The 24,810-nt window shown below is 73.1% G+C and carries 19 protein-coding genes and 1 pseudogene; 9 read left to right on the forward strand and 11 right to left on the reverse strand.

Going from position 1 to position 24,810, the window contains the following annotated elements:
* Nucleotides 1-44 precede the first annotated feature (44 nt).
* Complete coding sequence (locus FIV44_RS07215) at nucleotides 45-1,007, forward strand: DUF4349 domain-containing protein (protein WP_141003850.1); 963 nt, start codon at nucleotides 45-47, stop codon at nucleotides 1,005-1,007.
* 16 nt (nucleotides 1,008-1,023) lie between these two features.
* On the opposite strand, the gene FIV44_RS07220 is transcribed toward FIV44_RS07215, so the two are convergent.
* The 7 genes and pseudogenes from FIV44_RS07220 to FIV44_RS31185 all read right to left on the reverse strand — a co-directional run bounded on the left by FIV44_RS07220 (nucleotide 1,024) and on the right by FIV44_RS31185 (nucleotide 8,180).
* Nucleotides 1,024-1,794, reverse strand: coding sequence for a hypothetical protein (locus tag FIV44_RS07220; protein WP_141003851.1), 771 nt, complete (start codon nucleotides 1,792-1,794; stop codon nucleotides 1,024-1,026).
* A 96-nt stretch (nucleotides 1,795-1,890) separates the two neighbouring features.
* On the reverse strand, nucleotides 1,891-3,051 hold the full coding sequence (locus FIV44_RS07225) for an LLM class flavin-dependent oxidoreductase (RefSeq protein ID WP_141003852.1): 1,161 nt from the start codon (nucleotides 3,049-3,051) through the stop codon (nucleotides 1,891-1,893).
* 141 nt (nucleotides 3,052-3,192) lie between these two features.
* Nucleotides 3,193-4,410, reverse strand: coding sequence for an SfnB family sulfur acquisition oxidoreductase (locus FIV44_RS07230; protein WP_141003853.1), 1,218 nt, complete (start codon nucleotides 4,408-4,410; stop codon nucleotides 3,193-3,195).
* Nucleotides 4,410-5,527 (reverse strand): annotated as a pseudogene (sfnG, locus tag FIV44_RS07235) (dimethylsulfone monooxygenase SfnG). The gene FIV44_RS07230 and the pseudogene sfnG overlap by 1 nt, the downstream one beginning before the upstream one ends.
* Nucleotides 5,528-5,675: 148 nt before the next feature.
* The gene (locus FIV44_RS07240) at nucleotides 5,676-6,911 is read right to left on the reverse strand and encodes an acyl-CoA dehydrogenase family protein (protein WP_141003854.1); all 1,236 of its coding nucleotides are present in this window, start codon (nucleotides 6,909-6,911) and stop codon (nucleotides 5,676-5,678) included.
* A 10-nt stretch (nucleotides 6,912-6,921) separates the two neighbouring features.
* Nucleotides 6,922-7,533: an acyl-CoA dehydrogenase family protein gene (locus FIV44_RS31180; RefSeq protein ID WP_219996333.1), complete on the reverse strand. Its 612-nt coding sequence runs from the start codon at nucleotides 7,531-7,533 to the stop codon at nucleotides 6,922-6,924.
* 14 nt (nucleotides 7,534-7,547) lie between these two features.
* Entirely contained in the window at nucleotides 7,548-8,180 is a 633-nt protein-coding gene (locus tag FIV44_RS31185) for an acyl-CoA dehydrogenase family protein (protein WP_219996334.1), read from the reverse strand.
* A 136-nt stretch (nucleotides 8,181-8,316) separates the two neighbouring features.
* Between FIV44_RS31185 and FIV44_RS07250 the strand changes: the two genes are divergently transcribed.
* Nucleotides 8,317-9,240 (forward strand): LysR family transcriptional regulator, encoded by a 924-nt coding sequence (locus FIV44_RS07250; RefSeq protein ID WP_141003855.1) that lies wholly within the window; start codon nucleotides 8,317-8,319, stop codon nucleotides 9,238-9,240.
* A gap of 32 nt (nucleotides 9,241-9,272) precedes the next feature.
* Complete coding sequence (locus tag FIV44_RS07255; protein WP_141003856.1) at nucleotides 9,273-10,124, forward strand: NYN domain-containing protein; 852 nt, start codon at nucleotides 9,273-9,275, stop codon at nucleotides 10,122-10,124.
* Between the two features lie 237 nt (nucleotides 10,125-10,361).
* Here FIV44_RS07255 and hemE read toward each other — a convergent pair whose 3' ends face one another.
* Complete coding sequence (gene hemE / locus FIV44_RS07260) at nucleotides 10,362-11,417, reverse strand: uroporphyrinogen decarboxylase (RefSeq protein ID WP_141003857.1); 1,056 nt, start codon at nucleotides 11,415-11,417, stop codon at nucleotides 10,362-10,364.
* 69 nt (nucleotides 11,418-11,486) lie between these two features.
* On the opposite strand from hemE, the gene FIV44_RS07265 reads away from it, so the two are divergent.
* Nucleotides 11,487-12,101 (forward strand): DUF3000 domain-containing protein, encoded by a 615-nt coding sequence (locus tag FIV44_RS07265; RefSeq protein WP_141003858.1) that lies wholly within the window; start codon nucleotides 11,487-11,489, stop codon nucleotides 12,099-12,101.
* On the forward strand, nucleotides 12,101-13,429 hold the full coding sequence (locus tag FIV44_RS07270; RefSeq protein WP_141003859.1) for an HRDC domain-containing protein: 1,329 nt from the start codon (nucleotides 12,101-12,103) through the stop codon (nucleotides 13,427-13,429). The genes FIV44_RS07265 and FIV44_RS07270 overlap by 1 nt, the downstream gene beginning before the upstream one ends.
* Here FIV44_RS07270 and FIV44_RS07275 read toward each other — a convergent pair.
* Nucleotides 13,366-14,766, reverse strand: a complete 1,401-nt coding sequence (locus FIV44_RS07275; RefSeq protein WP_141003860.1) for an extracellular solute-binding protein — start codon at nucleotides 14,764-14,766, stop codon at nucleotides 13,366-13,368. The two genes, FIV44_RS07270 and FIV44_RS07275, sit on opposite strands and share 64 nt — an antisense overlap.
* A 222-nt stretch (nucleotides 14,767-14,988) precedes the next feature.
* Between FIV44_RS07275 and FIV44_RS07280 the strand changes: the two genes are divergently transcribed.
* Nucleotides 14,989-15,588 carry a hypothetical protein gene (locus FIV44_RS07280; RefSeq protein WP_246086856.1) on the forward strand — a complete coding sequence of 200 codons (600 nt, stop codon included), beginning with the start codon at nucleotides 14,989-14,991 and terminating at the stop codon, nucleotides 15,586-15,588.
* A 166-nt stretch (nucleotides 15,589-15,754) separates the two neighbouring features.
* On the opposite strand, the gene hrpA is transcribed toward FIV44_RS07280, so the two are convergent.
* Nucleotides 15,755-19,594 carry an ATP-dependent RNA helicase HrpA gene (gene hrpA, locus FIV44_RS07285; RefSeq protein ID WP_141003861.1) on the reverse strand — a complete coding sequence of 1,280 codons (3,840 nt, stop codon included), beginning with the start codon at nucleotides 19,592-19,594 and terminating at the stop codon, nucleotides 15,755-15,757.
* 218 nt (nucleotides 19,595-19,812) lie between these two features.
* Here hrpA and FIV44_RS07290 point away from each other — a divergent pair, with 218 nt between their 5' ends.
* The 3 genes from FIV44_RS07290 to hglS are packed head-to-tail and all read left to right on the forward strand — an operon-like array spanning nucleotide 19,813 to nucleotide 23,656.
* A complete protein-coding gene (locus FIV44_RS07290; RefSeq protein WP_219996335.1) occupies nucleotides 19,813-20,910 on the forward strand; it encodes a saccharopine dehydrogenase family protein in 1,098 nt (365 codons plus the stop codon).
* Entirely contained in the window at nucleotides 20,910-22,445 is a 1,536-nt protein-coding gene (gene amaB, locus FIV44_RS07295) for an L-piperidine-6-carboxylate dehydrogenase (RefSeq protein WP_141003862.1), read from the forward strand. Before FIV44_RS07290 ends, amaB begins: the two co-directional genes overlap by 1 nt.
* Nucleotides 22,442-23,656, forward strand: a complete 1,215-nt coding sequence (hglS, locus tag FIV44_RS07300; protein ID WP_141003863.1) for a 2-oxoadipate dioxygenase/decarboxylase — start codon at nucleotides 22,442-22,444, stop codon at nucleotides 23,654-23,656. The genes amaB and hglS overlap by 4 nt, the downstream gene beginning before the upstream one ends.
* 13 nt (nucleotides 23,657-23,669) lie before the next feature.
* Here the strand turns inward: hglS and FIV44_RS07305 are convergent, their stop codons facing one another.
* Nucleotides 23,670-24,776 carry an FUSC family protein gene (locus FIV44_RS07305; protein WP_141003864.1) on the reverse strand — a complete coding sequence of 369 codons (1,107 nt, stop codon included), beginning with the start codon at nucleotides 24,774-24,776 and terminating at the stop codon, nucleotides 23,670-23,672.
* Nucleotides 24,777-24,810 lie beyond the last annotated feature (34 nt).

Below are 24,810 nucleotides of genomic sequence, written 5' to 3' on the forward strand. Positions count from 1 at the left end.
CCGGCAGCGGGGAACCGGTAGGCGGAGCGCGGCGTCGGAGTGCCATGCACACGACACCCGGACCCCGACGTACCGCACTCGTCCTCGCCGGCCTCGCCACGGTCGTGGCCCTCGCCGGCTGCAGCAGCTCCGACCGCTCCGCCTCCGGCGGCGACTCACGGCCCGCGACCGCCGACCTGGAGATGACCGAGCAGGCGGGCGAGCGCTCGGCCGTGCAGGACGCCGACGCGGCGGCCGAGGCGCCGGCCGGAGCGCCGGCCGACGACGCCGGAGGCAGGGACGCCGGGAAGAACGCAGCGGCCCAGCAGCCCGCCGTCATCTCCACGGGCACCGTCTCCCTGGAGGCCGAGGACGTCGGCAAGGCGCGGCTGGGGGTCCGCAAGCTGGTGGACCAGTACCAGGGCACCGTCGGCGAGCAGGAGACCACGACCGGCGAGAAGGGCGAGCTGAGCACCGCGCGGCTGGTGCTCCGGGTGCCGAGCGATCGCTTCGACGACCTGGTGGCGGCGCTGGAGGAGGTCGCGACGCCGACGGGCACGACCACCAACGGCCAGGACGTCACCGCCGAGGTGGTCGACGTCGACGCCCGGATCCGGGCGCAGCGCAAGAGCGTGGGCCGGATCGAGGCGCTCCTCGCCCGCGCCGAGAGCATCGAGCAGATCGTCGCGATCGAGGCCCAGCTCGCCAGCCGCCAGGCCGACCTCGACGCCCTCGAGTCCCGCCAGCGCTGGCTCGCCGACCAGACCAGCCTGTCGACGGTCACCGTCTACATCGAGCAGCCGGCCGAGAAGGACGAGTCGTCCGAGGAGGACACCGCCGACGGCTTCCTCGGCGGGCTCGCCCGGGGCTGGGACGCCTTCGTCGACGGGTTCGGCGCCGTGCTCCTCGTCGTCGGGTTCCTGCTCCCCTGGCTCGTGCTCCTCGCCCTCCTGGCCACGCCGGTGTGGGTCGTCGTCCGGCGCCGCCGGCGCGGCGTCACGCCCCCGGCGACACCGGCCGGCCCCTGACCCGCGGCGGCCCGGCTCAGGAGGCGAAGACCTCGTCGAGGGTCGCGGCGGTCGCCGCCCGCCGGAGCCAGCGCTCGAGCAGGTCGGTATCGGTCGTCGCCAGCACCTTGTCCCGGACGTCGGCGGGAACCGTGATCTCTCGGGCCGCCAGCACGAGCAGCACGTCCTGGGACTTGCCCTGGGCGGCGCCCGCGGCGAGCGCGTCCGCCTCCATCTTGCGGAACTTCTCGCTGTACCAGCGCTGCGTCGTCGCGGTCATGAAGTCCTCCCAACGAGAACGAGCACCCGCCGGGAGCCCGGCGAGCACGATGTCATAGTACGAAATCCGGTCGGTCTCCCCAAGCGAGTCCAGAGCGGCGGCCAGCGCCGGGAACACGTCGTCGATCTCGGCCTCGGAGCCATGGGCCAGGGCGCCCAGGACGGCCACCGCCGGATGGCGCTCCGCCAGGGGGCGGCGCGGGATGTAGAGCAGGAGCGCCGCGGAGACCTCGAGCTCCATCTCGACGTGGGCCAGGTAGATCCGCCAGGAACGGAGCTTCCCGGGATCCCACGCGCGCTGCACCTCGAGGACCACCGCCAGCACCGGCCGGTCCGCCTCGTCGCACAGCACCAGGACCGCATCGGCGTGGTAGGTGCTCGGCACCGTGATCCGCGCCTCGGTCGGATGGGGCCGCACCGAGGCATGCGCCGGCAGCGGCACGCCCGCGACCTCGGACAGCAGCCACGCCACCACCTCCGGGTCGCGCTGCACCAGGGCGATCGGCGTCTCGTGCTCCGCGGACGGCATCCCGCCACCCTGCCGGACCCCGCGATTCCCCGCGGGCGTCATCCACAGGCCCCGGAAGCAAGGCCCGTCAGGTCACGCCGACGACGACCGCAGTGCTCACCGCCCGACCGCGCCGAACGGCACCGAGGCGCTGACCCGGCGCTCGGGGCCGGCGTGCTTCCACAGGCCGCGCTCGGCGAGGATCGGCAGCACGCCCTCGCCGAACCAGTAGGCGCCCTCGAGGTGCGGGTAGGCGGAGAGCACGAACTCGTCGAGGCCGAGCGCGGCGTACTCGGCGATCCGGTCGGCGACCTCCTCGTGGCTGCCGACGAGGGCGGTGCCGGCACCGCCGCGGACCAGGCCGACGCCGGCCCAGACGTTCGGGTAGATCTGCAGGTCGTCGGTGCTGCCGCTGTGCAGGTCCAGCATCCGCCGCTGTCCCTCGGACTCGCTGCGACGCAGTCCCTCCTGCACCGACCGGATCGCGGCCGGGTCGATGCCGGCCAGCAGCCGGTCGGCCTCCGCCCACGCCTCCGCGGAGGTGTCGCGGGTGATCACGTGCATCCGGATGCCGAACCGGATCGGCCGGTGGTCCGCGCCGCGACCGGCCCCGGCCACGAGCGAGCGGATCCACGCGATCTTCTCGGCGACGGCCTGCGGCGGCTCGCCCCAGGTGAGGTAGACGTCGGCGTGGTCGGCGGCGACCCGGCCGGCGGCCGGCGAGGAGCCGCCGAAGTAGATGTCCGGGACGGGGTCGGGGATCTGGTCGAGCCGCGCCGCCTCGACCGAGAGGTGCTTCCCGGCGAAGTCGACGGTCTCGCCGGCCCAGAGCCGGCGCACGATCTCGAGGAACTCGCCGCACCGCTCGTACCGCTCCTCCTTGTCGAGGAAGTCGCCGAACATCCGCTGCTCGTGGCTCTCCCCGCCGGTCACGACGTTGAGCAGCAGCCGGCCTCCGGTGAGGTTCTGGAAGGTGCCGGCCATCTGGGCGGCGAGGTACGGCGCGACGATGCCCGGCCGGAACGCGACCAGGAACTTCAGCCGATCGCTGGTCTGGCTGAGCATCGCGGTGGTCAGCCAGGCGTCCTCGCACCACGCGCCGGTGGGCGTCAGCGCCGCCTCGAAGCCGTTGTCCTCGGCCGCGCGCGCCACCTGGGTGAGATAGGCGACGTCGGCGGGACGGCCCGCCTGGCCGGGGTTGACGCCGTGACCGCCGCCGACGACGTGGCGGCCGTCGCCGCCGTTGGTGGGCAGGAACCAGTGGAACTTGAGGGACATGAGGCTTCCTTCATCGAGCGCGGAGCGGAGGAACTCGGCCGGCAGCGTGGCGCACGGCCGCGAAGCGGCACGGTGCGAAGCCCGCTGGCCGAGCGGAGCGAGGTCCGTGCGGCGAGCGGCGTCTGCGACACGCTCGGCCCATCAGACTTGGCCGTGGTTGGGCGGCGGGGTGCCGTCGATCGCGAAGCGACCGAGGTGGTGCACCTTCCACGCGGCGGGGTCGTGCAGGGTGTGGGTACGGGCGTTGCGCCAGTGCCGGTCGAGGTCGAGACCGCGCAGCGCGGAGCGGGTGCCGGACACCTCGAACAGCCGGCTGGACGCCTCCAGCGAGGCGGCGGTCGTCGAGGCCCGGGCGGCGGCGACCGCGAGGCTCGCCTCGGCCGCGGTGGCCGCGGTGAGGTCGGCGCGGGCCCGGTCGACGGCGCGGCCCGCCTCGGCCAGCAGTGCCTCGGCGGCCCGCACCTGCAGCTCGACCTCGCCGAAGGCCTGCACGACGAGCGGGTCGTCGGCGGCGCCGGAGGTGTCGTAGAGCGCGAGCGCGTCGGGATAGGGCCGGCTGCTCGTGGACACGAACGCGGCGGCATCCCGCACCGCAGCCCGGGCGATGCCCGCGTCGATCGCGGCGTGCAGCAGCTGCGCGAAGGCGCCGTACACCTGCGGCCGCTCGAAGGTCAGGTGGTACGGCGTCACCCGGTCCGCCGCGACCCGCACTCCCTCGAGCCGGACGGTCCCGCTGGCGGTCGTGCGCTGCCCGAGCCCGTCCCAGTCGTCGATCACGGTGAGCCCGGGAGCGTCGCGCTCCACCCAGGCCACGGACAGCGGTCCGCCCTCGCCGAGGTGCGCCAGCACCGGCACCCAGTGCGCCAGCAGCGCGCCGGTCGCGTAGCCCTTCTCGCCGTCGAGCACCCAGCCGCCGGGAGCGGCGGGGTCGGGCCGCAGCGTGGTCGCGTGCTCCCGCACGTGCCGGCTCCCGATCTCCGACTGCGCGTTGCCGAACCTCCTGCCGGCGACGACCTCGCCGAGCAGGAACCGCCTCTGCTCCTCGGTGCCCTGCTCGACCAGCGCGTTGACGTAGACGAAGTGGCTGTGCGGGATCTGCGCGATGCTCGGGTCGCCGGTCGCGACCAGCCGCACCACCTCGGTGAGGACGGCGGCGCCGAGCCCCGGCCCGCCGTACTCCTCCGGCACGGTGATCGCCAGCAGCCCGGACGCCGACAACGCGTCGACCTCGGCGACCGGGAGGATCCGCTCGCGGTCGCGGAGGGCCGACTCCTCGGCGAAGCGGTCCGCCAGCTCGGCGGCCGCCGCGATCGCCGACGCGGCCGTGTGCACATGGCGGGGCGGTGCGGCGACGGTCATCAGACCCGCTCCAACTCCGCGGCCTCGAGCTCGCGGACCAGCGGGAGCACCTCGCGGCCGAAGTACTCGACGTCCTCGAGGTAGTGCAGGAAGCCGAGCAGGAGCAGGTTCACGCCGCGCTTCTTGTACTCGATCATCCGGGTGGCGATCTGCTCGGGCGTGCCGATCAGGCCGGTGCGGAAGCCGTCGTTGTACTGCACCAGGTCGGCGAACTCGGAGTCCTGCCACATCCCCTTCTTGTCACCGGTGCTCTGGCCGGCCTGCTTGACCGCGGCGCCGAAGCCCTCGACCGCCTCGCGGTCGGCCTTGTCCACGATCTCGCGCAGCACGTCGCGCGCCTCCGCCTCGGTGTCGCGGGCGATCAGGAAGCCGTTGACACCGAAGCGCACCGTCCGGCCGTGCACGGTGGCGACGTCGGTGACGTCGCGGATCTGCTCGGCGATGCCGTCGGGGTGTTGCCGTTGGCGAAGTACCAGTCGGAGACCCGGCCGGCCATGCCGCGGGCGTCGGTGGAGTTGCCGCCCTGGAAGATCTCCGGGTGCGGCCGGCCCTCGGAGGCGAGCGGCTTGGGCTTGAGGTCGAAGTCGTGCAGGTTGTAGAAGTCGCCGTTGAACTCAGCGTGCTCCGAGGTCCAGATCTCGCGGACGTAGCGGATGAACTCCTCGGCGCGGCGGTACCGCTCGCCGTGCTCGAGCCACGGCTCGCCGAGCTTGGTGAACTCGTCCTTGAACCAGCCGCTGACGACGTTGATCGCCGCCCGGCCGCCAGAGATCTGGTCGGCGGTGGCGACCAGCTTGGCGAGCACGCCCGGCTGCCACAGCCCCGGGTGCACGGCGGCGATCACCTTGAGCCGCTCGGTGGCGAGCAGCAGCGCGAGGCTGAAGCTGGTCGACTCGTGCTGGTAGGCGGCGCCGTACGACGCGATGTAGCGCACCTGGGAGAGGGCGTACTCGAAGCCGTTGTTCTCGGCGAGGCGGGCGAGCCGGACGTTGTAGTCGTAGCTCCAGTCGGTGCGCTGCTCGATCTTGCTGACCACCAGGCCCCCGCTGACGTTGGGGACCCAGTAGGCGAACTTGAGCGGCTGCGCGAAGGCTTCGCGGTCGAGGATCTCGGTCATGGCTGCACTCCGTGAGATAAGTCAAGTAGTTCGATAGACATTAATGGACGGAGCGCACGCTGCAAGAGCGAACGGGGTCGCCGGCCCCGTGGAACCGACGACCCCGCGACAGGCAGGACCTTGCACCGTGCGGCCGCCGATCGGGCGATCAGCGCTCGGTGCGCCCGATCGCCCAGGCGTACGGCGGCGGCGTCCCGTTGACGAGATGACCGCCGACCACGCGGGCCTTGAGGATCCGCGGGTTGTGCGACGCCACCGTGCGGGCGTTGCGCCAGTGCCGGTCCAGCCCCTTGGCGAGCGCGGTGCCCGAGGCGCCGAGCGTGTCGAACAGGCTCGTGGTGAGCCCGAGCACGAGCTCGGTGACGACCACCTGCGCCTGCGAGGACTCGATCTCGGCCGCCTCGTTGGCCGCCGCCACCCGGTCCGGCACCCCCGCCGCGTACGGCGCCAGGTCGGCCACCCGCTGGACGGCGTCCGCCACCCGCAGGGTCGCCGCCTCGGCGGCGTACACCGCGGCCGAGGCCTCCCCGATCCGCGCCAGCACCTGCGGGTCGTCCCGCACCCGGGCGGCGTTGGCGTGGGAGTAGTTGCGGTCGCGCTGCTGCACGTGGCCGACGAAGTCGTCGAGCGCGGCGCGGCCGATCCCGGCCAGCACGGCGAGCAGGTTCAGCTGGTAGAGCGCGGTCTGGTAGGGGAACCGCTCGCCGAACGGCAGCACGTTCTCGGCCGGCACCGGCGCGGCGTCGAAGGTCGTCGTACCGCTGCCGGAGCCGCGCTGCCCGAAGCCGTCCCAGTCGTCGGTCACGGTGACCTCCGGGTCGCGGGTGTCGACCAGCGCGATCGCGAACTGCGGCTCGGCGCCAGGGCCGTCGATGCGGGCGTAGACGTCGGCCCACTCGGCGTAGATCGTGCCCGTGGCGTAGAACTTGCTGCCGCTCAGCAGGTAGCTGCCGTCCTGCTGCCCGGTCAGCATCGTGCGCTGGGTGTCGATCGTGGTCGGCCCCACCTCCGACCACGCGTTCCCGGCGATCTCGCCCGCGGCGAACCGGTCGAACCACACCCGCTGGTCCCGGCCCTGCGCGTGCTGCCAGAGCCGGTCCTCGACCAGCGCGGCGTGCCCGCGCAGGGCCTGCGGCAGATTGCTGTCTGCGGCCGCGAGGTCGATCCAGAGCTGCGTGAGCCCGGGTATCGAGACCTCGCGGCCGCCGTACTGGGTCGGGACGCGCAGCGCCCCGAAGCCGGCCTCCTTGAGCCGGCGCACCTCCTGGTCGGGCAGGACGTCGTCGAGCTCGCGCTGCAGCGCGCCGGCGCCGATCTCGGCGAGGAGCGGTCCATACGCCGCCCGGAGCTCCTCGAGCAGGGGGCGGGTGTCGGTGATGCTCATCCCCGCCTCCTCACGTGTACCAGCTCGGCTCGGGCAGCTCGCCGAGCAGCGCGTGGCGACCGACCTCCGCGCGCTTGTGCGCGACCGGGTCGTGGAGGCTGTGCGTGCGGATGTTGCGCCAGAAGATGTCGAGCCCGACCGAGCTGGCGGTCGCGCGAGCGCCCGTCACGTCGTACACGCGGGTGCCGACCTCGAGCCCGACGTCGATGGCGACCTGCTTGGCGGCGGCGATGACGACCTCCGCCTCGCCGCGCTCCTCCGGCGTGACCGTGTCGGCGTGGGCGTTGATGGCCTCGATCAGCGTGACGGCCCGCTCGGTCAGCGCCTCGGCGGCCCACAGCTTGGCGCGGAGGTCGCCATAGGTCTCGAGGACGTGGAACTCCTGGGTCGCGGACTCCTTGAGGTCCGGCGTGTAGGGCCAGGGCCGCGTCCTCTCCCGCGTGTACGTCGCCGCGGTGGCGAGCGCACCCTCGGCGATGCCGAGGTAGAGGTTGGCGAAGATGATCTGGATCAGCGGCACGTTGAGCGTGTTGTAGACCCGCGGCCGGAACTCCCAGCCGGCGTCGGTCCGCACGTAGCCCGCCGCGGCCGCCCACGGCACCCGCACGCCGTCGATCACCACGCCGCCACTCTCGGTCAGCCGCTGGCCGAGGGCGTCCCAGTCCCCTTGAACCGGATCGCCGGCTGGTCGGTCGGGACGATCGCGAAGACGTGCTTGTCGGTCCCCTCGATGACGCCCTCGAGCACGGTGACGTCGGAGATCCGGCCGCCGGTGGAGAACGACTTCTCGCCCCGGAACACCAGCTCGTCGCCCTCGTCGACGATGACCAGGTCGGCGTCACGGGGGTTGACGGCGCCGCCGAAGAACCACTGCTCCCTGGTGGCCTGCTCCTCGACCGCCGCGATCTGCTCGGGCGTGCCGACCAGGCGCACCGCCCAGAACCAGAGGTAGTGGTAGCCGAGCAGCTGGCCGATCGAGCCGTCGCCGGCGCTCACCGCGCGGACCACCCGCAGCGCGGTGGTCCAGTCCTGGCCGGCGCCGCCGTGCTCGCCCGGGCCGAGCAGGGTGACCAGGCCGGAGTCCTTGAGCAGCCGGATCTCGGCAGCGGGTACGGCGAGCGCCCGGTCGCGCTCGACGGCGTCGGCCGCGAGCGTGGTGGCCACCTGACGGGCGCGCTCGAGCCAGCCCTCGGGAGTGGTCGGGTGCTCGGTCCAGCCGCCGGGCGCGCCGGATGCCGTTGCGGCCGGGGTCGTGAGATCTGCGGTCATCGGAAATGGATTCCTCTCCTCGGTCGATCTGTGCGCACCCCGCGTGTTATTGTTTGTCTACAGACTTACTTGACTTTAATTCGCGGACAAGGACTCCGACCCACGGCGTCACCGATGGATGTGAAAGGCAGCACCCATGCGCATCGAACAGCTGGAGTACCTCACCGCCGTCACCCAGCACGGGTCGCTGCGCCGCGCCAGCGAGAAGCTCCACCTCTCCCAGCCGGCCCTCAGCGAGGCGCTGACCAAGCTCGAGCGCGAGCTCCGGGTGACCCTCCTCGACCGCCGTCGCTCCGGCGCCCGGATCAGCCGGGAGGGCCGCGAGCTGCTCCCCTACATGTCCGAGGTGCTCGCCGCCGTCGACCGGCTCCGCACCGCCGCCGGCGACCAGCGCACCGACACCCGGGTGATCCGGCTCGGCACCGTGCACGCCGCCACCTCGACCCTCCTCGTCCCCGCGGTCCGGTCGTTCCAGGAGCGCCACCCCGGGACCACGGTCGAGGTGCTCACCATGCAGCAGGCCCAGATCGACGAGGCGCTCGCGGAAGGGACCCTCGACCTGGGCCTGGTCAACGTCCTGGACGGCGACGACCCGCCGATCGGCCTCGACGGGATCGACCTGCTGCACGGCCGACCGGTCGCCGTACTCCCTGCGGGGCATGCGCTCACCGAGCGCCCCCAGGTGACCATCGAGGAGCTGCGCCAGGAGCGGTTCGTGATGATGCGGGCCGGCTACGTCATGCACCGCTACGTCCACCGGGCCTTCGGCCCCGACGTCCCGCCCGCCGCGCACAGCACCGACGGCGCCGAGATGGGCAAGGCGCTGGTCGCCGAGGGCGTGGGCGTCACCGTGCTGCCCGACTACTCCGTGCTCGGCGACCCGCTGCACCGCGTCGGCATGATCGAGTCCCGCCCCATCGCCGGCGACCAGACCTTCCTCACCCTCCAGCTGCGCCAGCGCAAGGCGCTCCAGCAGCCGCTGCCCGTGCGGGAGCTGCAGGCCGCGCTCACGACGCGGGCCAGCGAGTACCGGGCGTCCACCGCCAGCGCCGCCTCCTGAGCGGGCGGGGATCGGTCGGCCATGATGAGGGCGTGACCACCACCCCGAGCACCACCCGGCTCGCCGTCCTCATCGACGCCGACAACACCTCGCCCAAGCACGTCAGCGCGCTGCTCGAGGAGCTGGCGACGTACGGCGTGGCCACGGTCAAGCGCGCCTACGGCGACTGGACCACGCCGCAGCTCGGCGGCTGGAAGGCCGAGCTGAACCGGCACGCCATCGTCCCGGTGCAGCAGTTCGCGTACACGACGGGCAAGAACGCGACGGACTCGGCGCTGATCATCGACGCGATGGACCTGCTCTACTCCGGCAACCTGGAGGCGTTCGCCCTGGTGTCGAGCGACAGCGACTTCACCCGGCTGGCGACCCGGCTGCGGGAGTCCGGCAAGACCGTCTACGGGCTGGGGCTGCGCAAGACGCCGCAGTCGCTGGTCGCCGCGTGCGACACCTTCATCTACCTCGAGGTGCTCGGCAGGGGCGCCGTCGGCGGGCCGGAGGAGGGTGCCGAGGAGGGCGCGGAGCCGGCCGCCCCGCTGCCCAACCTGCAGAGCCTGCTCAGCCGGGCCGTCAACGCGACCTCGGACGACGACGGCTGGTCCCACCTCAGCGCCATCGGCAAGTACCTCCGCTCGGCCGACTCCTCCTTCGACCCGCGGCTGTACGGCGCCGCGAAGCTCGCCACGCTCGTCGAGGGCCAGGCCTACCTGACCACCACCGGATCCGGCTCCGGCGTGAAGGTCGGGCTCAAGGGGCAGACGACGCCGGTGACGAAGCCGGTGACGAAGCCGGTGGCGAAGGCGGTGACGCGGACGGCCACGGCGACGAGGACGACGGCGGCGAAGACGGCGAGCAAGAGGACGACGAGGAAGGCCGCCGGCTCCTGACCGTCACGACGCAGGGCTGGAGCAGGGTCGCCTGCGGCTCAGCTGCGGGTCGCCCAGCCCGCTGTAACACGTCGTTCGCCGACCTACCAGCCCCATGACATCGGTCGAGCAGCCTCGTAGGCGGCTGCTACAGCAGGCATGGGGCGGCTAGAGCGGCGAACGACGTGTTACAGCGCGTCTCCCGCCCGCCGGCCGAACACTCCGGCCGAGACCGAGAGAGCCACCAGCAGGACCGAGTCAGTCCAGCGGGTACGACTGCACGAACTCCGTCAGCCGCGCCAGCTGGTCCGGGTCCGTGCTGGGGATGACCCCGTGGCCGAGGTTGAACACGTGCCCGCGCGCGGCCCGGCCGGCCTCGATGATCGCCGCAGCCCGCTCGGTCATCACCTCGGTCGGCGCGAACACGAGCGTCGGGTCGAGGTTGCCCTGCACCGACCGGTCCCCCACGACCGGGATCGCCCGCTCGAGCGGGGTGCGCCAGTCGACCCCGACCACGTCGGCGCCGGCCTCGCCCATGAGGTCGAGCAGGTTCGTCGTACCCACGCCGAAGTGGATGCGCGGCACCCCGAGCCCGCCGATGCGGGCGAGCACCCGGGCGGAGTGGGGCTGCACGAACCGCACGTAGTCGTCGGGCGTGAGCGCCCCGGCCCAGGAGTCGAAGAGCTGCACGGCCGAGGCACCCGCCGCGACCTGGGTCTCGAGGAACACCGCGGAGATGTCGGCGATCTTGCGCATCAGCGCGTCCCACACGTCGGGGGCACCGAACATCAGCGCCTTCGTCTTGGCGTGCTCCTTGGACGGCCCGCCCTCGACGAGGTACGACGCCACGGTGAACGGCGCGCCCGCGAACCCGATCAGCGGCGTGCCCCCGTTGATCCCGGCGAGCTCGCCGACCAGCCCGTCGACCGCCTGGCTCACGTACGGAAGCTGCTCCGGGGTCAGCGACGGGATCGCCGCGACGTCCTCGAGCGTGCGCACCGGGTCGGCGACGACCGGCCCGACGCCCGGGACGATGTCGAGGTCCACGCCGACGGCCTTCAGCGGCAGCACGATGTCGGAGAAGAAGATGGCGGCGTCCACGCCGTACCGGCGCACGGGCTGGAGGGTGATCTCGGTGATCAGCTCCGCGTTCATGCACGAGTCGAGCATGGCGACGCCCTCGCGCACCTCGAGGTACTCCGGCAGCGAGCGTCCGGCCTGCCGCATGAACCACACCGGCGTGTGGGGCACGGGCTCCCCGCGGGCGGCCTTGAGGAATGCGCTGTCCTGGAGTGCGGTGCTGCCGGTGGTCACGGGCCCAGCGTGTCAGGTCAACGGCGTGGGACGCACATCGATCCGGCCCGGGGGTCCTAGGGTGGGCCCATGGTCGCCCGCCAGGAGATGAACCAGGGGTCCGGCGCGGCCGGCACTCCCCCCGAGTTCACCCGTGCGGTCGCGGGCCTGCGGGCGGCGGCGTTCCGCCCCGAGGTGTTCTGCGAGGAGATGCCGGCGCCGCAGCGGATCGCGCCGTACGCCGCGGCGCTCTCCGCCGACGTGACCGTGGACGACGACGAGGTCGCCACCGGGCGGCTGGTCCTGCTCCACGACCCGGCCGGCAACGACGCCTGGGAGGGCACCTTCCGCTGCGTGGCCTACTGCCGCGCCGAGATCGACCACGAGCTGGCGACCGACCCCCTGCTCACCGACGTCGGCTGGACCTGGCTCACCGACGCCCTGACGGCCCACGGCGCCGAGCACGTCGCCGTCTCCGGCACGGTCACCCGGGTGGCGACCGAGAGCTACGGGTCGATGGCCGACGAGCCGGGCAGCGCGCAGCTGGAGATCCGGGCGTCCTGGACCCCCGTCGACCCGGGCGACCTGGCCACCCACGCCGAGGCCTGGGGCGAGTTGCTGTGCACCGCCGGCGGGCTCGAGCCGGTGCCCGACGGGATCGCGGTGATGCCGGCCCGGCGCGGCCAGCGGGGCGGCGCCGGTTGATGGCGCAGGCCCCGAGCGCCCAGCCGACCCCCGAGGAGGAGCAGCCGGTCGAGTTGCTGACCCTCTCCGACGGTCTGCCGCCGGTCATCGAGACGCCGGACGCGCTCGCCGCCTACTGCGCGGCGCTCGCCGCCGGGTCCGGACCGGTGGCGATCGACGCCGAGCGCGCGTCCGGCTACCGGTACTCCAACCGCGCCTACCTCATCCAGGTCAAGCGCGACGGCGCCGGCATCGGCCTGATCGACCCGATCCCCTTCGGCGACCTCGCGCCGCTCGCCGAGGCGATCGGCGACGCGGAGTGGATCCTGCACGCCGCGACGCAGGACCTCCCCTGCCTCGCCGAGGTCGGGCTGCGGCCGGTCGCGCTGTTCGACACCGAGCTCGCCGGACGGCTGCTGAACTACCCCCGGGTCGGGCTCGCGACCCTCGTCGAGACGCTGCTGGACCGCCACCTGCGCAAGGAGCACTCCGCCGTCGACTGGTCGACCCGCCCGCTGCCCGAGCCCTGGCTGGAGTACGCCGCCCTCGACGTCGAGGTGCTGGTCGAGCTCCGCGACCTGCTGGCCGCCCAGCTCGAGGAGGCCGGCAAGGCCGACTGGGCGCGGCAGGAGTTCGAGCACGTCCGCGGGTTCGAGCCGGTGGTGCGGGTCGACGCGTGGCGGCGTACGTCGGGCCTGCACAAGGTCCGCGGCCGCCGCACCCTCGCCGCGGTGCGGGCCCTGTGGGAGACCCGCGACCGGATCGCCCGCGAGCGCGACGTCACGCCGGGACGGCTGATCCCCGACACCGCGATCATCGCCGCGGCGACCGCGATGCCGACCACACGCGGCGCGCTGCTCGGCACGTCCGGCTTCCACGGCCGCGGTGCCGCACGCCACGCCCGCGAGTGGCTGGCGGCGATCCAGGAGGCCGCCGAGCTGCCCGAGGACGCGCTGCCCACGCGGACCACCCACGGCGACGGCCCGCCGGCGCCGCGGACCTGGGCCGACAAGGACCCCGTCGCCGCCCGCCGGCTCGAGCTCGCGCGGGCCGCCATGAGCGCACTGGCCGAGGAGCACGACGTACCGCTGGAGAACCTGCTCACCCCCGACAGCCTGCGCCGGGTGATGTGGACCCCGCCGCGGACGCGTGACTCGGTCGACCTGCTGGAGGCGGTCATCGACCAGCTCCGCGGATTGGGCGCGCGCAGCTGGCAGATCGGGCTCACCGCGCCCGCGCTGACCCGCGCGATCCTCGATGCCGAGGCGACCTCGGCGAAGACGCGTCAGTCGCCGTCGGTGGCCGACGGCGAGGAGCCGTCCGACGGCGCGTCCGACGGCTCCTCGTAGTCGGGGTCGAGCAGGGTCCGCGACTTCTCGTCGATGGCCCGCAGCGCCTCCTGGAGGTCGCCGATGTCGGGCGTGGTCAGCAGTGTCTCGATGTCCGGGTCGACCAGCTCGCGCAGCTCACTGCCCTGGCTCATCAGCGGCGGCAGCACGATCGAGCGCATCACCGCGTTGAACACGCCCGCGTGCTCGGGCGCCCGCCCGGGCTGGAGGAAGTCGTCGGAGAAGGCGACCGTGAGCTTGGCCGGCTGCACGTAGCCCGTGCCGGCCACCCGCGCCAGCGCCTCGTCGCTCACCAGATAGCTCAGCACGTTGGCCGACGCGTCCGTGCGCGCCGGCCCGTTGGGCGCGATGCAGATGGCGTCGAGGTCGGCCACCGTCTGCGGCGAGCCGAGCGACGGCATCGGCATCACGTCGAAGCTGAGGCCCTCGGTCGCCCGCAGCTCGGGGGTCATCGAGCGGAAGCCGGCGATCATCGCGAGCTTGCCGCGCTGGAACCACTCCACGGCGGAGCGTCGCTCCAGCTGCTGGGAGCTGAGGGTCAGCCGCGGGTCGCGGAGCAGCTCGAGGGTACGCCGCAGCGCGTCGGTCGAGCCGTCCTCGCCGAGCGCGAGGCTGGCCGGGTCGCCGTCGTTGTCGAACAGCTGGCCGCCGCCGGAGTAGACGAACGGGGCCAGGCCCCGCAGCGTGGGGTCGATGTAGATGCCGCGGGTGTTGCGGCGCGGCCGGCTCCCGAACTCCGCGGCGGCGCGGAACTCGGCGAAGTTCCAGCCCGTGTGGTCGCCCCGGGGCACCGGCAGGCCCTCGGCCTCCATCGCCTCGAAGTCGATGAGGTCGGTGTTGTAGTAGATGACCATCGGCGACGCGGCGTACGGCATGCACTGCAGGTCGTCCTCGATCGAGAACGCCGACACGGCGTCACGGGCGAAGTCGTCGCCGATCGGGATCTCCCGCTCGTTGATCAGGTCGAGGAGCGGCACGTTGCGCTTCTCCGCGACCGTCTGGGCCAGCTCGCCGCGCGGCAGCAGATAGAGGTCGGGCTTCGCCTCGTCGCTGCGCATCGCGTCGAGCATCGCGTCGGCGTCCGGCCAGGAGACGATGGCGACGCTGGTGTCCTTGCTGCTGGCGTTGTAGGCGTCGACGACCGTCTGGTACGCCGCGATCTCCTGCTCGCTGCCCCACACCGCGAGCTCGAGCTCGGTCTTGGCGGCGGCCGGCGGCTTGGGCCGGGTGGCCGGCTGCTGCTGCTCGGTGCCGCTCGCGAGCGCGATCATGCCGACGAGGACCGCCAGCGCGACCCCGACCACGACTGCACCCGTCCGCCACGTGAACCGACCCACGGCGGCAACCCTACCGGCCGGTCACAGCCTCGGCTCTGCCGGTCGTTCTAGTAGTGTGTCGCGGCTAGAGCGTGGTGTTGGAGGTGTCCAGGTGCGTACATCGCAAGGCGGCGGAGCGACGGCATACCGGGTTGTCTGCCGAGCTTCGCCAACGCGGCGAGGTGCGTGCCTGGGCGACTCCCAGCCCGCGTTCTAGCTGCGACGCGCTACTAGGCTGTTCGGGTGTCCGAGCACCGGCGTCACCACCGCCCCGCGCCGCGGGAGGCCGCGTTCTTCGACGAGTACGCCGACGGCGCCGACCCCGCCCTGCTCACCGAGGCCGCCGAGCGCGCCGCCGTCCTCCTCGTCCGCGGTGCGCGCTCCAGCGAGGACGCCGGCGTCTCCGAGCGGCTGGTCCACCTCGCCGACACCGAGGGCATCGAGGCCATCGCGGAGGTCTGGTCCCACGCCGCCGCCGACACGCTCGCCGGCTGCCTGTGGCGGCTGTACCTGCTCCGGTCCTGGGTGTACGCCGACCCGGCCGGCGTCGCCCGCCAGTTCGAGGCCGGCCGCGGCCGCGCCGAGTTCGCCCGCGTCGTCGCCGGTGTCGCCGACCCGCCCGGCCCCGACGAGCTGCGCGGCATGGTCGACGAGGTCCTCCGCGGCATCGCCGAGCGCGAGTTCGCCGACGTCCTCCTCCGCGCCGCCGCCTTCGCCCGGGTCGTCGCCGCCGGCCGGGCCGGCCTGAGCGAGATCCCCGACGCCGACGTACGCCGCATGCTGGCCCTGGCCGAGCAGCTCGAGGCAGCGGGTCACCTCGAACTCTCACGACCACTGGGCTGAAGGCTCGAGAGGTTCCGCCCGTAGGTGATGCAACAGGGCGTCACCTACGGGCGGAGGCTCTATAATGGGGATTCGAGCACGCCGGGTCGCGGCAGCCCCGGGTCCCAACATCTAGCCGCTACGAGCGGCCCTGCGCCGTGAGGCGCTCCCGGCCCGGTGTGCTCGATCACAGGGCGTCGAGGGCCTTGCGGATCCGCACGTCCGAGATCGGGCCGTCGGTGCCGAGCTGCTGGGCCCACAGCGAGACGCGGTACTCCTCCAGCATCCACCGGACCGCCCGCAGACCCGCGCCCGCGGGCCGGCCCTCGGGGAGGGCGGCGACCCGGGCGAGATAGGCGTCCTGGAGCGGCTGGACGAGGTCCATCCGCTGGCGGTCCTTCGCCAGGGCGGCGGGCCCGCCGGTCTCGAGGGCGGTACGACGCTCGCGCATCGCCCCGAGCCAGGTGCGGTAGCGGCGCAGCCGCACGGCCCCGGCCTCGCCGACGAAGCCGTCGTGCACGAGCCGGGCGAGCTGGCCCTGGAGGTCGGTGAGCGCGGGCAGCAGCGGCAGGTCGGCGCGGCCGCTGAGGAGGCGGTCGACCTCGCGCCAGGCGGCGAGCACGCGGAGCAGCTCGGCGAGCACCTCCCGCGCCCCCGCGGCGGCGGTGGGGCGCAGGGCGGCGAGCAGCGCGTCGTACTCGCTGCGGGTGCGGACCGGCGGCCGGGCGTCGACGGCGTCGGCCACGACGGCGCGCAGGCAGTCGGCGAGGATCGCCGGCACACCGGAGTACGGCGTCCCGGCGAGGCCCAGCTTCTCGGCGTTGCCGAGTCCGTCGACCACGCCGTCGAGGGGAGCTTCCCCGAGCGCGAGCAGCAGCAGCCGGACGACACCCTGCCGGTGCCGGGCGTCGCGCTCGTCGGCGGAGCCGAAGACCTGCAGGCCCACGGTGGCGCCCTCGTCGACCAGGCCGGGGTGGGCCTCGACCTCGTGGCCGGCGCGGGTCCAGGTGGCGGTCACCGGGATCTCGTCGAAGACCCAGTCGGTCTCGCCGGTGCGCGCGACGCCGGAGTCGGAGGCGACCGCGGCGATCGCCTTGTCGAACTCCGGCTGCAGCGGCGCCTTGAGCTCGGCGAGCGACTTGCCGCGGCCCTGCACCCTCCCCCGCTCGTCGACCACCCGGTAGCTCGGCTTGAGGTGCTCGGGCAGGGCGGCGAGGTCCCAGGCGTCGCGCGGGACGTGCACGCCGGTCGTCGAGCGGAGATATCTCTCGAGCGCGGTGAGGAGCGCCTCCTCCCCCGGCGGCACGGCGGCGAGGAACTCCCGCGCCGTGTTCGGCGCCGGCACGAAGCTGACCCGGAGCGCCTTCGGCAGGCTGCGGATCAGCTCGGTCACCAGCTCCTCGCGCAGTCCGGGGACGATCCAGGAGAAGTCGTCGTCGTCGACCCGGTTGAGGGTCGCGACGGGGATGTCGATGGTGAGCCCGTCGTCCTTCGCGCCCGGCTCGAAGTGGTAGCTGATCGGGAACGTGAGGCCGCCCGTGACCGACCACTCCTCGGGGTAGTCCGCCTCCCGGACCTCCTCGGCCGTGTCGTGGGTCAGCATCGTCGGGTCGAAGGTCAGCAGCTCCGGCTGCTCCCGGCGAGCGTCGCGCCACCAGCGGTCGAAGTGCGCGCCGCTGACGATCCCCTCCGGGACGCGGGCGTCGTAGAAGTCGAACAGGGTGTGCTCGTCGACGACGAGGTCGCGCCGGCGGGCGCGGTGCTCGAGCTCCTCGGCCTGCTCCAGGAGCCGCTGGTTCTCGCGCAGGAAGCGGTGCCGGGTGTCCCACTCCCCGTACACCAGCGCGTGCCGGATGAAGATCTCCCGCGACAGCTCGGGATCGACCTTGCCGTAGGAGACGGCGCGGTCGGCGGCCAGCGGTACGCCGTACAGGGTGACCCGCTCGCGCGCCATCACGGACTGCCGCTTGCGGGACCAGTGCGGCTCGGAGTAGGTCCGCTTCACCAGGTGGGCGCCGAGCCGCTCGGCCCAGCGGGGGTCGATCGCGGCGTTCTGGCGAGCCCAGAGCCGGCCGGTCTCGACCAGCTCGCCGGCCATCACGAACGGTGGGTTCCTGCGGGCCAGGCCGGAGCCGGGGAAGATCGCGAACCGGGCGCCCCGCGCGCCGAGGTACTCCCGCGGCCCCGGGCGCCCTTGCCGCCTCTGTCCCGGCCGTGGCTTCTCCCTCTCCTCCAGCACACCGATGTGGGAGAGCAGGCCGGACAGCAGCGCCTGGTGGATGCCGTCGGCGTCGAGGGTGTCGCCGGATGCCTCGAGACGGATGCCCATCTCCTTGGCGACCTGCCGCAGCTGGGCGACGAACTCCTGCCACTCGCGCACCCGCAGGTAGTTGAGGTACTCGCGCTTGCACATCCGCCGGAACGCGCTGCCCGAGAGCTCCTTCTGCTGCTGGCGCAGGTGGGTCATCAGGTTGAGCCAGCTGAGGAAGTCCGAGCCCTCGGCCTTGAACCGGGCGTGCAGCTGGTCCGCCTGCGCGCGCTCGGTCGGCCGGTCGGCCCCGGGCCGCTCGCGCGGGTCCTGCAGCGAGAGCGCGGCGACGATGACGAGGACGTCGCGCACGCAGCCGAGCCGCTCCGCCTCCAGCAGCATCCGGCCCAGCCGCGGGTCGATCGGCAGCCGGGCCAGGCGGCGGCCGACCTTGGTCAGGTCGCCCTTGGCGGACACCGCGCCGAGCTCCTCGAGCAGCTGGGTGCCGGCCTGCACGTTGCGCCGGTCGGGCGGCTCGACGAACGGGAACCGCTCGATGTCGCCCAGCCCCAGCGAGGTCATCTGCAGGATCACCGAGGCCAGGTTGGTCCGCAGGATCTCGGGATCGGTGAACTCCGGGCGCGCCTCGAAGTCCTCCTCGGCGTAGAGCCGGATCGCGATGCCCGCGGCCACCCGGCCGCAGCGGCCGGAGCGCTGGTTGGCCGACGCCTGGCTGATCGGCTCGATGGGCAGGCGCTGGACCTTGGTCCGGGCGGAGTACCGCGAGATGCGCGCGACGCCGGTGTCGACGACGTACCGGATGCCGGGCACGGTCAGCGACGTCTCCGCGACATTGGTCGCCAGCACCACGCGGCGGCGCGAGCCCTTGGCGGGCGCGAAGACGCGGTGCTGCTCCGCGGCGGAGAGACGTGAGTAGAGGGGCAGTACGTCGACCCCGCGCACGCCGTCGCCCAGCGGGGCCAGCGCCTCGGCGGTGTCGCGGATCTCGCGCTCGCCGGGGAGGAAGACCAGGATGTCGCCCGGCCCCTCGGCGGAGAGCTCCTTGACCGCGTCGACGATCGCCTCGGTCTGGTCCCTGACGATGGGCTCGCCGTCTCCATCAACACGGTCGTCCTCCGGGAGGCCTGCATAGTCGACCAGCGGGCGATAGCGCACCTCGACCGGGTAGGTCCGGCCGGACACCTCGACGATCGGCGCGGGCTCCCCGGTGCGTGCGTCCGCGAAGTGCTCCGCGAAGCGCTCCGGGTCGATCGTCGCCGAGGTGATGACCAGCTTGAGGTCGGGCCGCTTCGGCAGCAGCTGGCGCAGGTAGCCCAGCAGGAAGTCGATGTTGAGGCTGCGCTCGTGGGCCTCGTCGATGACGATCGTGTCGTAGCGCCGCAGCATCCGGTCGCGCTGGAGCTCGGCCAGCAGGATGCCGTCGGTCATCAGCTTGATCCGGCTCTGCCGCGAGGTCCGGTCGGTGAACCGGACCTGGTAGCCGACCAGGTCGCCGAGCTCGGTGCCCAGCTCCTCGGCGATCCGCTCCGCGACCGAGCGCGCCGCGATCCGGCGCGGCTGGGTGTGGCCGATCATCCGCGGCCGGCCGTCCTCGCCGGGCGTCCCCCGCCCCAGCTCGAGGCAGATCTTCGGCAGCTGGGTGGTCTTCCCGGAGCCGGTCTCGCCGGCGACGATCACGACCTGGTGGTCGCGGATCGCGGCGGCGATGTCGTCACGTCGGGCGCTGACCGGGAGGTCGGGCGGGTAGGAGATGTCCACAGCGGGACCAGTCTCCCATCCGTCCCCCGGTCGGCGGCTCGGCGCATCCCCGTGGTCGCCGCCCTGGCGACCGAGCCGCTCGCGGATCGGCGGCGCGGCGCGCAGGCACCGCTGTCACCCCGGCCGCGGGGTGGGTTACAGTAGAGAAAGATTGTCAGTAGTTTGGGCTTTTGACAGCAAATCTTTCTGTTCTATCGCACAGTGAGCGGAGATAACTCGTGACCACTCCTCCGAAGCGCACCATCAACCAGGTCGGGGTGATCGGCCTCGGCAAGGTCGGCGAGCTGGTGGCCGGCCTGCTGACCGACGCCGGCTTCAAGGTCAGCGGGTACGACAGCAGCCCGCGAGAGGGCCTCCGGTTCGAGACCGCGGAGCTCGACGTGCGCGATGCCGACGCCCTGCGCGAGGCGCTGCGCGGCGTGGACGCCGTGGTCTCCTGCCTGCCCTACGACCGCAACATCGAGGTCGCCGAGGCCGCCGCCGCAGTCGGCTGCCACTACTTCGACCTCACCGAGGACGTCCCCACGACGCAGCGGGTGATCGAGCTCGCCGCGGAGCACCCCGGCGTCGCGTTCGTGCCGCAGTGCGGCCTGGCTCCGGGCCTGATCGGGATCGTCGGCGCCTCCCTGGCGAAGGGCTTCGAGGAGATCCGCTCGATCGAGCTCAAGGTCGGCGCACTGCCGCAGAACCCCACCGGCCTGCTCGGCTACGCGTTCAACTGGTCGGCCGAGGGCGTCGTCAACGAGTACCTCAACGACTGCGAGGTGCTCCGCTCCGGTCGCCGCCAGATGGTGCCGGCGATGGAGGAGAAGGAGCGGGTCGTCATCGGCGGCATCGAGCTCGAGGCGGCGCTCACCTCCGGCGGCCTGGGCACCATGTGCCAGACCTACGAGGGCAGGGTGCAGCGCCTCGACTACAAGACGCTGCGCTACCCCGGCCACTTCGACCAGATGCACTTCCTCTTCGACGAGCTCGGGCTGCGCGAGTGCCGTGAGGAGGTCGGTCGCATCCTGGTCAAGGCCAAGCCGCCGGTCAACGACGACATCGTCTACCTGCACGCCGCGGTGGAGGGCACGAAGAGCGGCCAGCCGTTCCGGGAGAACCACGTCCGCGGGTACCTCCCCGTCGAGATCGGCGGTCGCACGTGGCGGGCCATCTCGTGGACCACGGCGTCCGCGGCGGTCGCGGTCGTCGAGCTCGTCGCCGACGGAAGGCTGCCGCAGGAGGGCTTCGTGCGGCAGGAGGACATCGCGCTGGAGGACCTGCACGCCACGCATGCGGGCCGGCGCTTCGCCGACTACGGAAGGATCGCCTGATGACCATGCCCGACCTGACCACACGGACCCGACAGATCCTCGCCGAGCTCGGCGCGGGCGACCCGTTCCTTGTGGACAAAGCCGCGGACGGCGCCGCGGACGGCGCCCTCGTCGCCCGCTCCCCCATCGACGGCTCCACGCTGGGCCGGCTGGCCGCCCAGACCCCCGACGACGTGGCGGCCGCGGTGACCCGGGCGCAGGCCGCGTTCGAGCAGTGGCGCGTCGTACCCGCTCCCGTGCGCGGCCACCTGGTCCGTGAGCTCGGCGAGCTGCTGCGCGAGAACAAGGAGCTGCTCGGCGAGCTGGTCTCGATCGAGGCCGGCAAGATCCGCTCCGAGGGCCTCGGCGAGGTCCAGGAGATGATCGACATCTGCGAGTTCGCGGTCGGCCTGTCCCGCCAGCTGCACGGCCTCACCATCGCCTCCGAGCGCCCCGGCCACCGGATGATGGAGCAGTGGCACCCGCTCGGTGTCGTCGGCGTGATCAGCGCCTTCAACTTCCCCGTCGCGGTCTGGTCCTGGAACGCCGCCCTCGCGCTCGTCGCCGGCGACGCGGTCGTCTGGAAGCCGTCCGAGAAGACCCTGCTCACCGCCCTCGGCTGCCAGGCGCTGCTCGCCGAGGCGGCCCGCCGGGTCGGTGCTCCCGCGGACATCGCCCAGGTCGTCGTCGGCGACGCGGCCGTCGGCGAGGCGCTCGTCGACGACCCGCGGGTGCCGCTCGTCTCCGCCACCGGCTCCACCCGGATGGGCAAGCTCGTCGCGCCGCGCGTGGCCGCGCGCCTGGGCCGCTGCCTGCTCGAGCTCGGCGGCAACAACGCGGCGATCGTCGCCCCCTCGGCCGACCTCGACCTCGCGGTGCGCGGCATCGTGTTCGCCGCCGTCGGCACCGCCGGCCAGCGGTGTACGTCGCTGCGCCGGGTGATCGTGCACGAGTCGGTCCACGACCAGCTCGTCACTCGGCTGTCCAAGGCCTACGGCACCCTCTCGATCGGCTCGCCCCTCGACCCGGCGACGCTGGTCGGCCCGCTGGTCGACGCCGCCGCGACCGAGGGCTTCCTCGCCGCCGTCGAGCAGGCGCAGGCCGACGGCGGCCGGCTGGTCACCGGCGGCGGCCGCGCGGACGGCGTACCCGGCGGCGAGTACGTCGTGCCCGCCGTCGTCGACATGCCGGCCCAGACCGACATCGTCAGGCAGGAGACCTTCGCTCCCCTGCTCTACGTCCTGACGTACCGCGACCTCGGCGAGGCGATCGCGCTCCACAACGAGGTCGCGCAGGGCCTGTCGTCGGCGATCTTCACCCTCGACGTGCGCGAGGCGGAGACGTTCACCTCCGCGGTCGGCTCCGACTGCGGCATCGCCAACGTCAACATCGGCACCTCCGGCGCCGAGATCGGCGGCGCGTTCGGCGGCGAGAAGGAGACCGGCGGCGGCCGCGAGTCCGGCTCGGACGCGTGGAAGGCGTACATGCGCCGGGCCACCAACACGATCAACTACTCCACCGAGCTGCCGCTCGCCCAAGGGGTCGAATTCGGATGAGCCTGATCGGCCCGACCGAGCTGCGGGCGCGCTTCGCCCGCAGCCTGTCGGCGCTGTACGGCACCGAGGTGCCGGCGTACACGACGCTCGTGGAGGTCTCCGAGGCCGTGAACGCCGACGTACTCGCCGCGATGGGCCCCGAGGCCGAGCGCCTCGGGTCCATCGCGCGGGTCACGGCCGAACGGCACGGCGCGATCCGGGTCGGTACGCCGGACGAGATCGCCCAAGTGGCCAAGATCTTCGGCGCGTGCGGGATGCACCCGGTCGGCTTCTACGACCTGCGCGAGGCGAGCCCGCCCATCCCGGTGGTGTCGACGGCGTTCCGGCCGATCGACGGCGCGGAGCTCGCGGCCAACCCGTTCCGGGTGTTCACCTCGCTGCTCGTCGTCGACGACCGGCGGTTCTTCGACGCGGCCACGCAGGCGCAGCTGGAGGAGTTCCTCGGCGCGCGCCGGCTGTTCCCCGACGAGCTGCTCGACCTGGCCGACCTGGCCGAGAAGGGCGGCGGCCTTCCGGCGGCGGATGCGGACCGCTTCCTCGAGCTCGCCACCGCGGCCTTCGCGCTCTCGCCGGAGCCGGTCGACCGCGCCTGGTACGACCACCTCGAGGCGATCTCGTCCGTTGCCGCCGACATCGGCGGGGTCACTTCGACGCACATCAATCACCTCACCCCGCGAGTGCTCGACATCGACGACCTCTACCGCCGGATGACCGAGCGCGGGATCACCATGATCGACCGGATCCAGGGCCCGCCGCCGACCACGACCCCGGGGAAGCCGGCGGTGCTGCTGCGCCAGACGTCGTTCCGGGCGCTCGCCGAGCCCCGCCGCTTCCGGGACCGCGACGGGTCGATCAGCCACGGCCAGTTGCGGGTGCGCTTCGGCGAGGTCGAGGCGCGCGGGGTCGCGCTGACGCCCGAGGGCCGGGCCGTGTACGACGAGCGCGGGATCGATGCCTTCCCCGATACCGAGCAGGAGCTGCACGAGGCCGGGCTGGCCTACTACCGCCGCGACGAGGACGGCGTACTCCAGCCGATCGTCTACGAGGACTTCCTGCCGAAGTCGGCCGCCGGGATCTTCGCGTCCAATCTCACCGGCGACGGCACGGTCGACGCCGCCCAGCGGGCGTCGGCCCGCGACGCCGGGTGGCTGCGGGAGGCCCTGGGCCGGCCGCTGCACGACCCCTACGCGCTGTACGCCGCACAGGTCTGATCAGGGACAGTTGTCAGCGCGGCGGCGGCAGCGCGTCGGTCGCCTCGAGCTGCCCCATCCCGGTGACCATCAGCAGGTCGGCGACGATCGCGCGCAGCTGGGCGAGGATCGCCTCCGCGGTGAGGATGTCGCTGCGCTCCACCTGGCCGGTCGCCGCGCCCACCGCCAGCACGTCCTCGCGGGCGGCGGTCGCGATCCGGTCGGCGTGCAGCTCGCGGGCGATGGCGTCGGCGGCCGCGGCGAGGTCGGCGGTCAGCCCGATGTACGACGGCGGCACGGGCAGCCGCCGGTACGCCGTGATGGTGGTCTGCCGGACGAGCACCCGGGTGCTGCGCAGCGCCCGGTCCAGCGGGTCGACCAGCTCGACCATCCGGCGCAGCGGCTCTCGGTGGCGGATCCGGAACGGCGAGGAGCTGACCACCGACATGCCCTCCTCGGCCGCGGCCTGGAGCTCGCGGATCAGCCGGTCCGTCGTACGTGCGTCGGCGAGGAGCTCGAGCGCGGGCGTCACCTCGCCGTCGACCATCACGTCCGAGGCGGCCCGCAGCAGGTCGGCGATCTTGCGGGCGACGGCGGCGGCCTGCTCGCGAGGCCGGCGCAGCGGCGCGGCGGGCACCACCATCGCGGCCACCAGCGCGACGCCTCCACCGACGACCGCGTCGGTCCAGCGCAGGAAGGCGCCCCCGGCTCCCGGCAGCAGCACGGTGACGACGATCGACTGCACCGCGGCCTGGTTCACGAACATGATCCCGGCGTCGAACAGCAGCGCCGTCGACATCGACAGGAAGACGATCAGCGCGAGCTGCCAGGCACCCGACCCGATGCCCGCCACCAGCACGTCCGCGATGAGCACGCCGATCGCGACCCCGATCGTGACCTCGACGACCCGGCGCAGCCGCTGGCCGTAGGACGTGCCGAGACACAGCACGGCGGCGATCGGCGCGAAGAACGGCAGGTCGTGGCCGAGCAGGTCATGGGCCACGAACCAGGCCACGCCCGCGGCGATCGAGCACTGCACGACCACCCACAGCTTGTCGCGCCAGCGGTCGACGCGGCCGCGCAGCGACAGGCGGCTACGCGACCACATCCGGTCGAGAACCCCGTCGAAGGACGCCTCCATGCAGGAGACCCTAGCCTCGCGAAATCCCGAGGCT

The sequence above is a fragment of the Nocardioides humi genome, assembly GCF_006494775.1.
GTDB lineage: Bacteria > Actinomycetota > Actinomycetes > Propionibacteriales > Nocardioidaceae > Nocardioides > Nocardioides humi.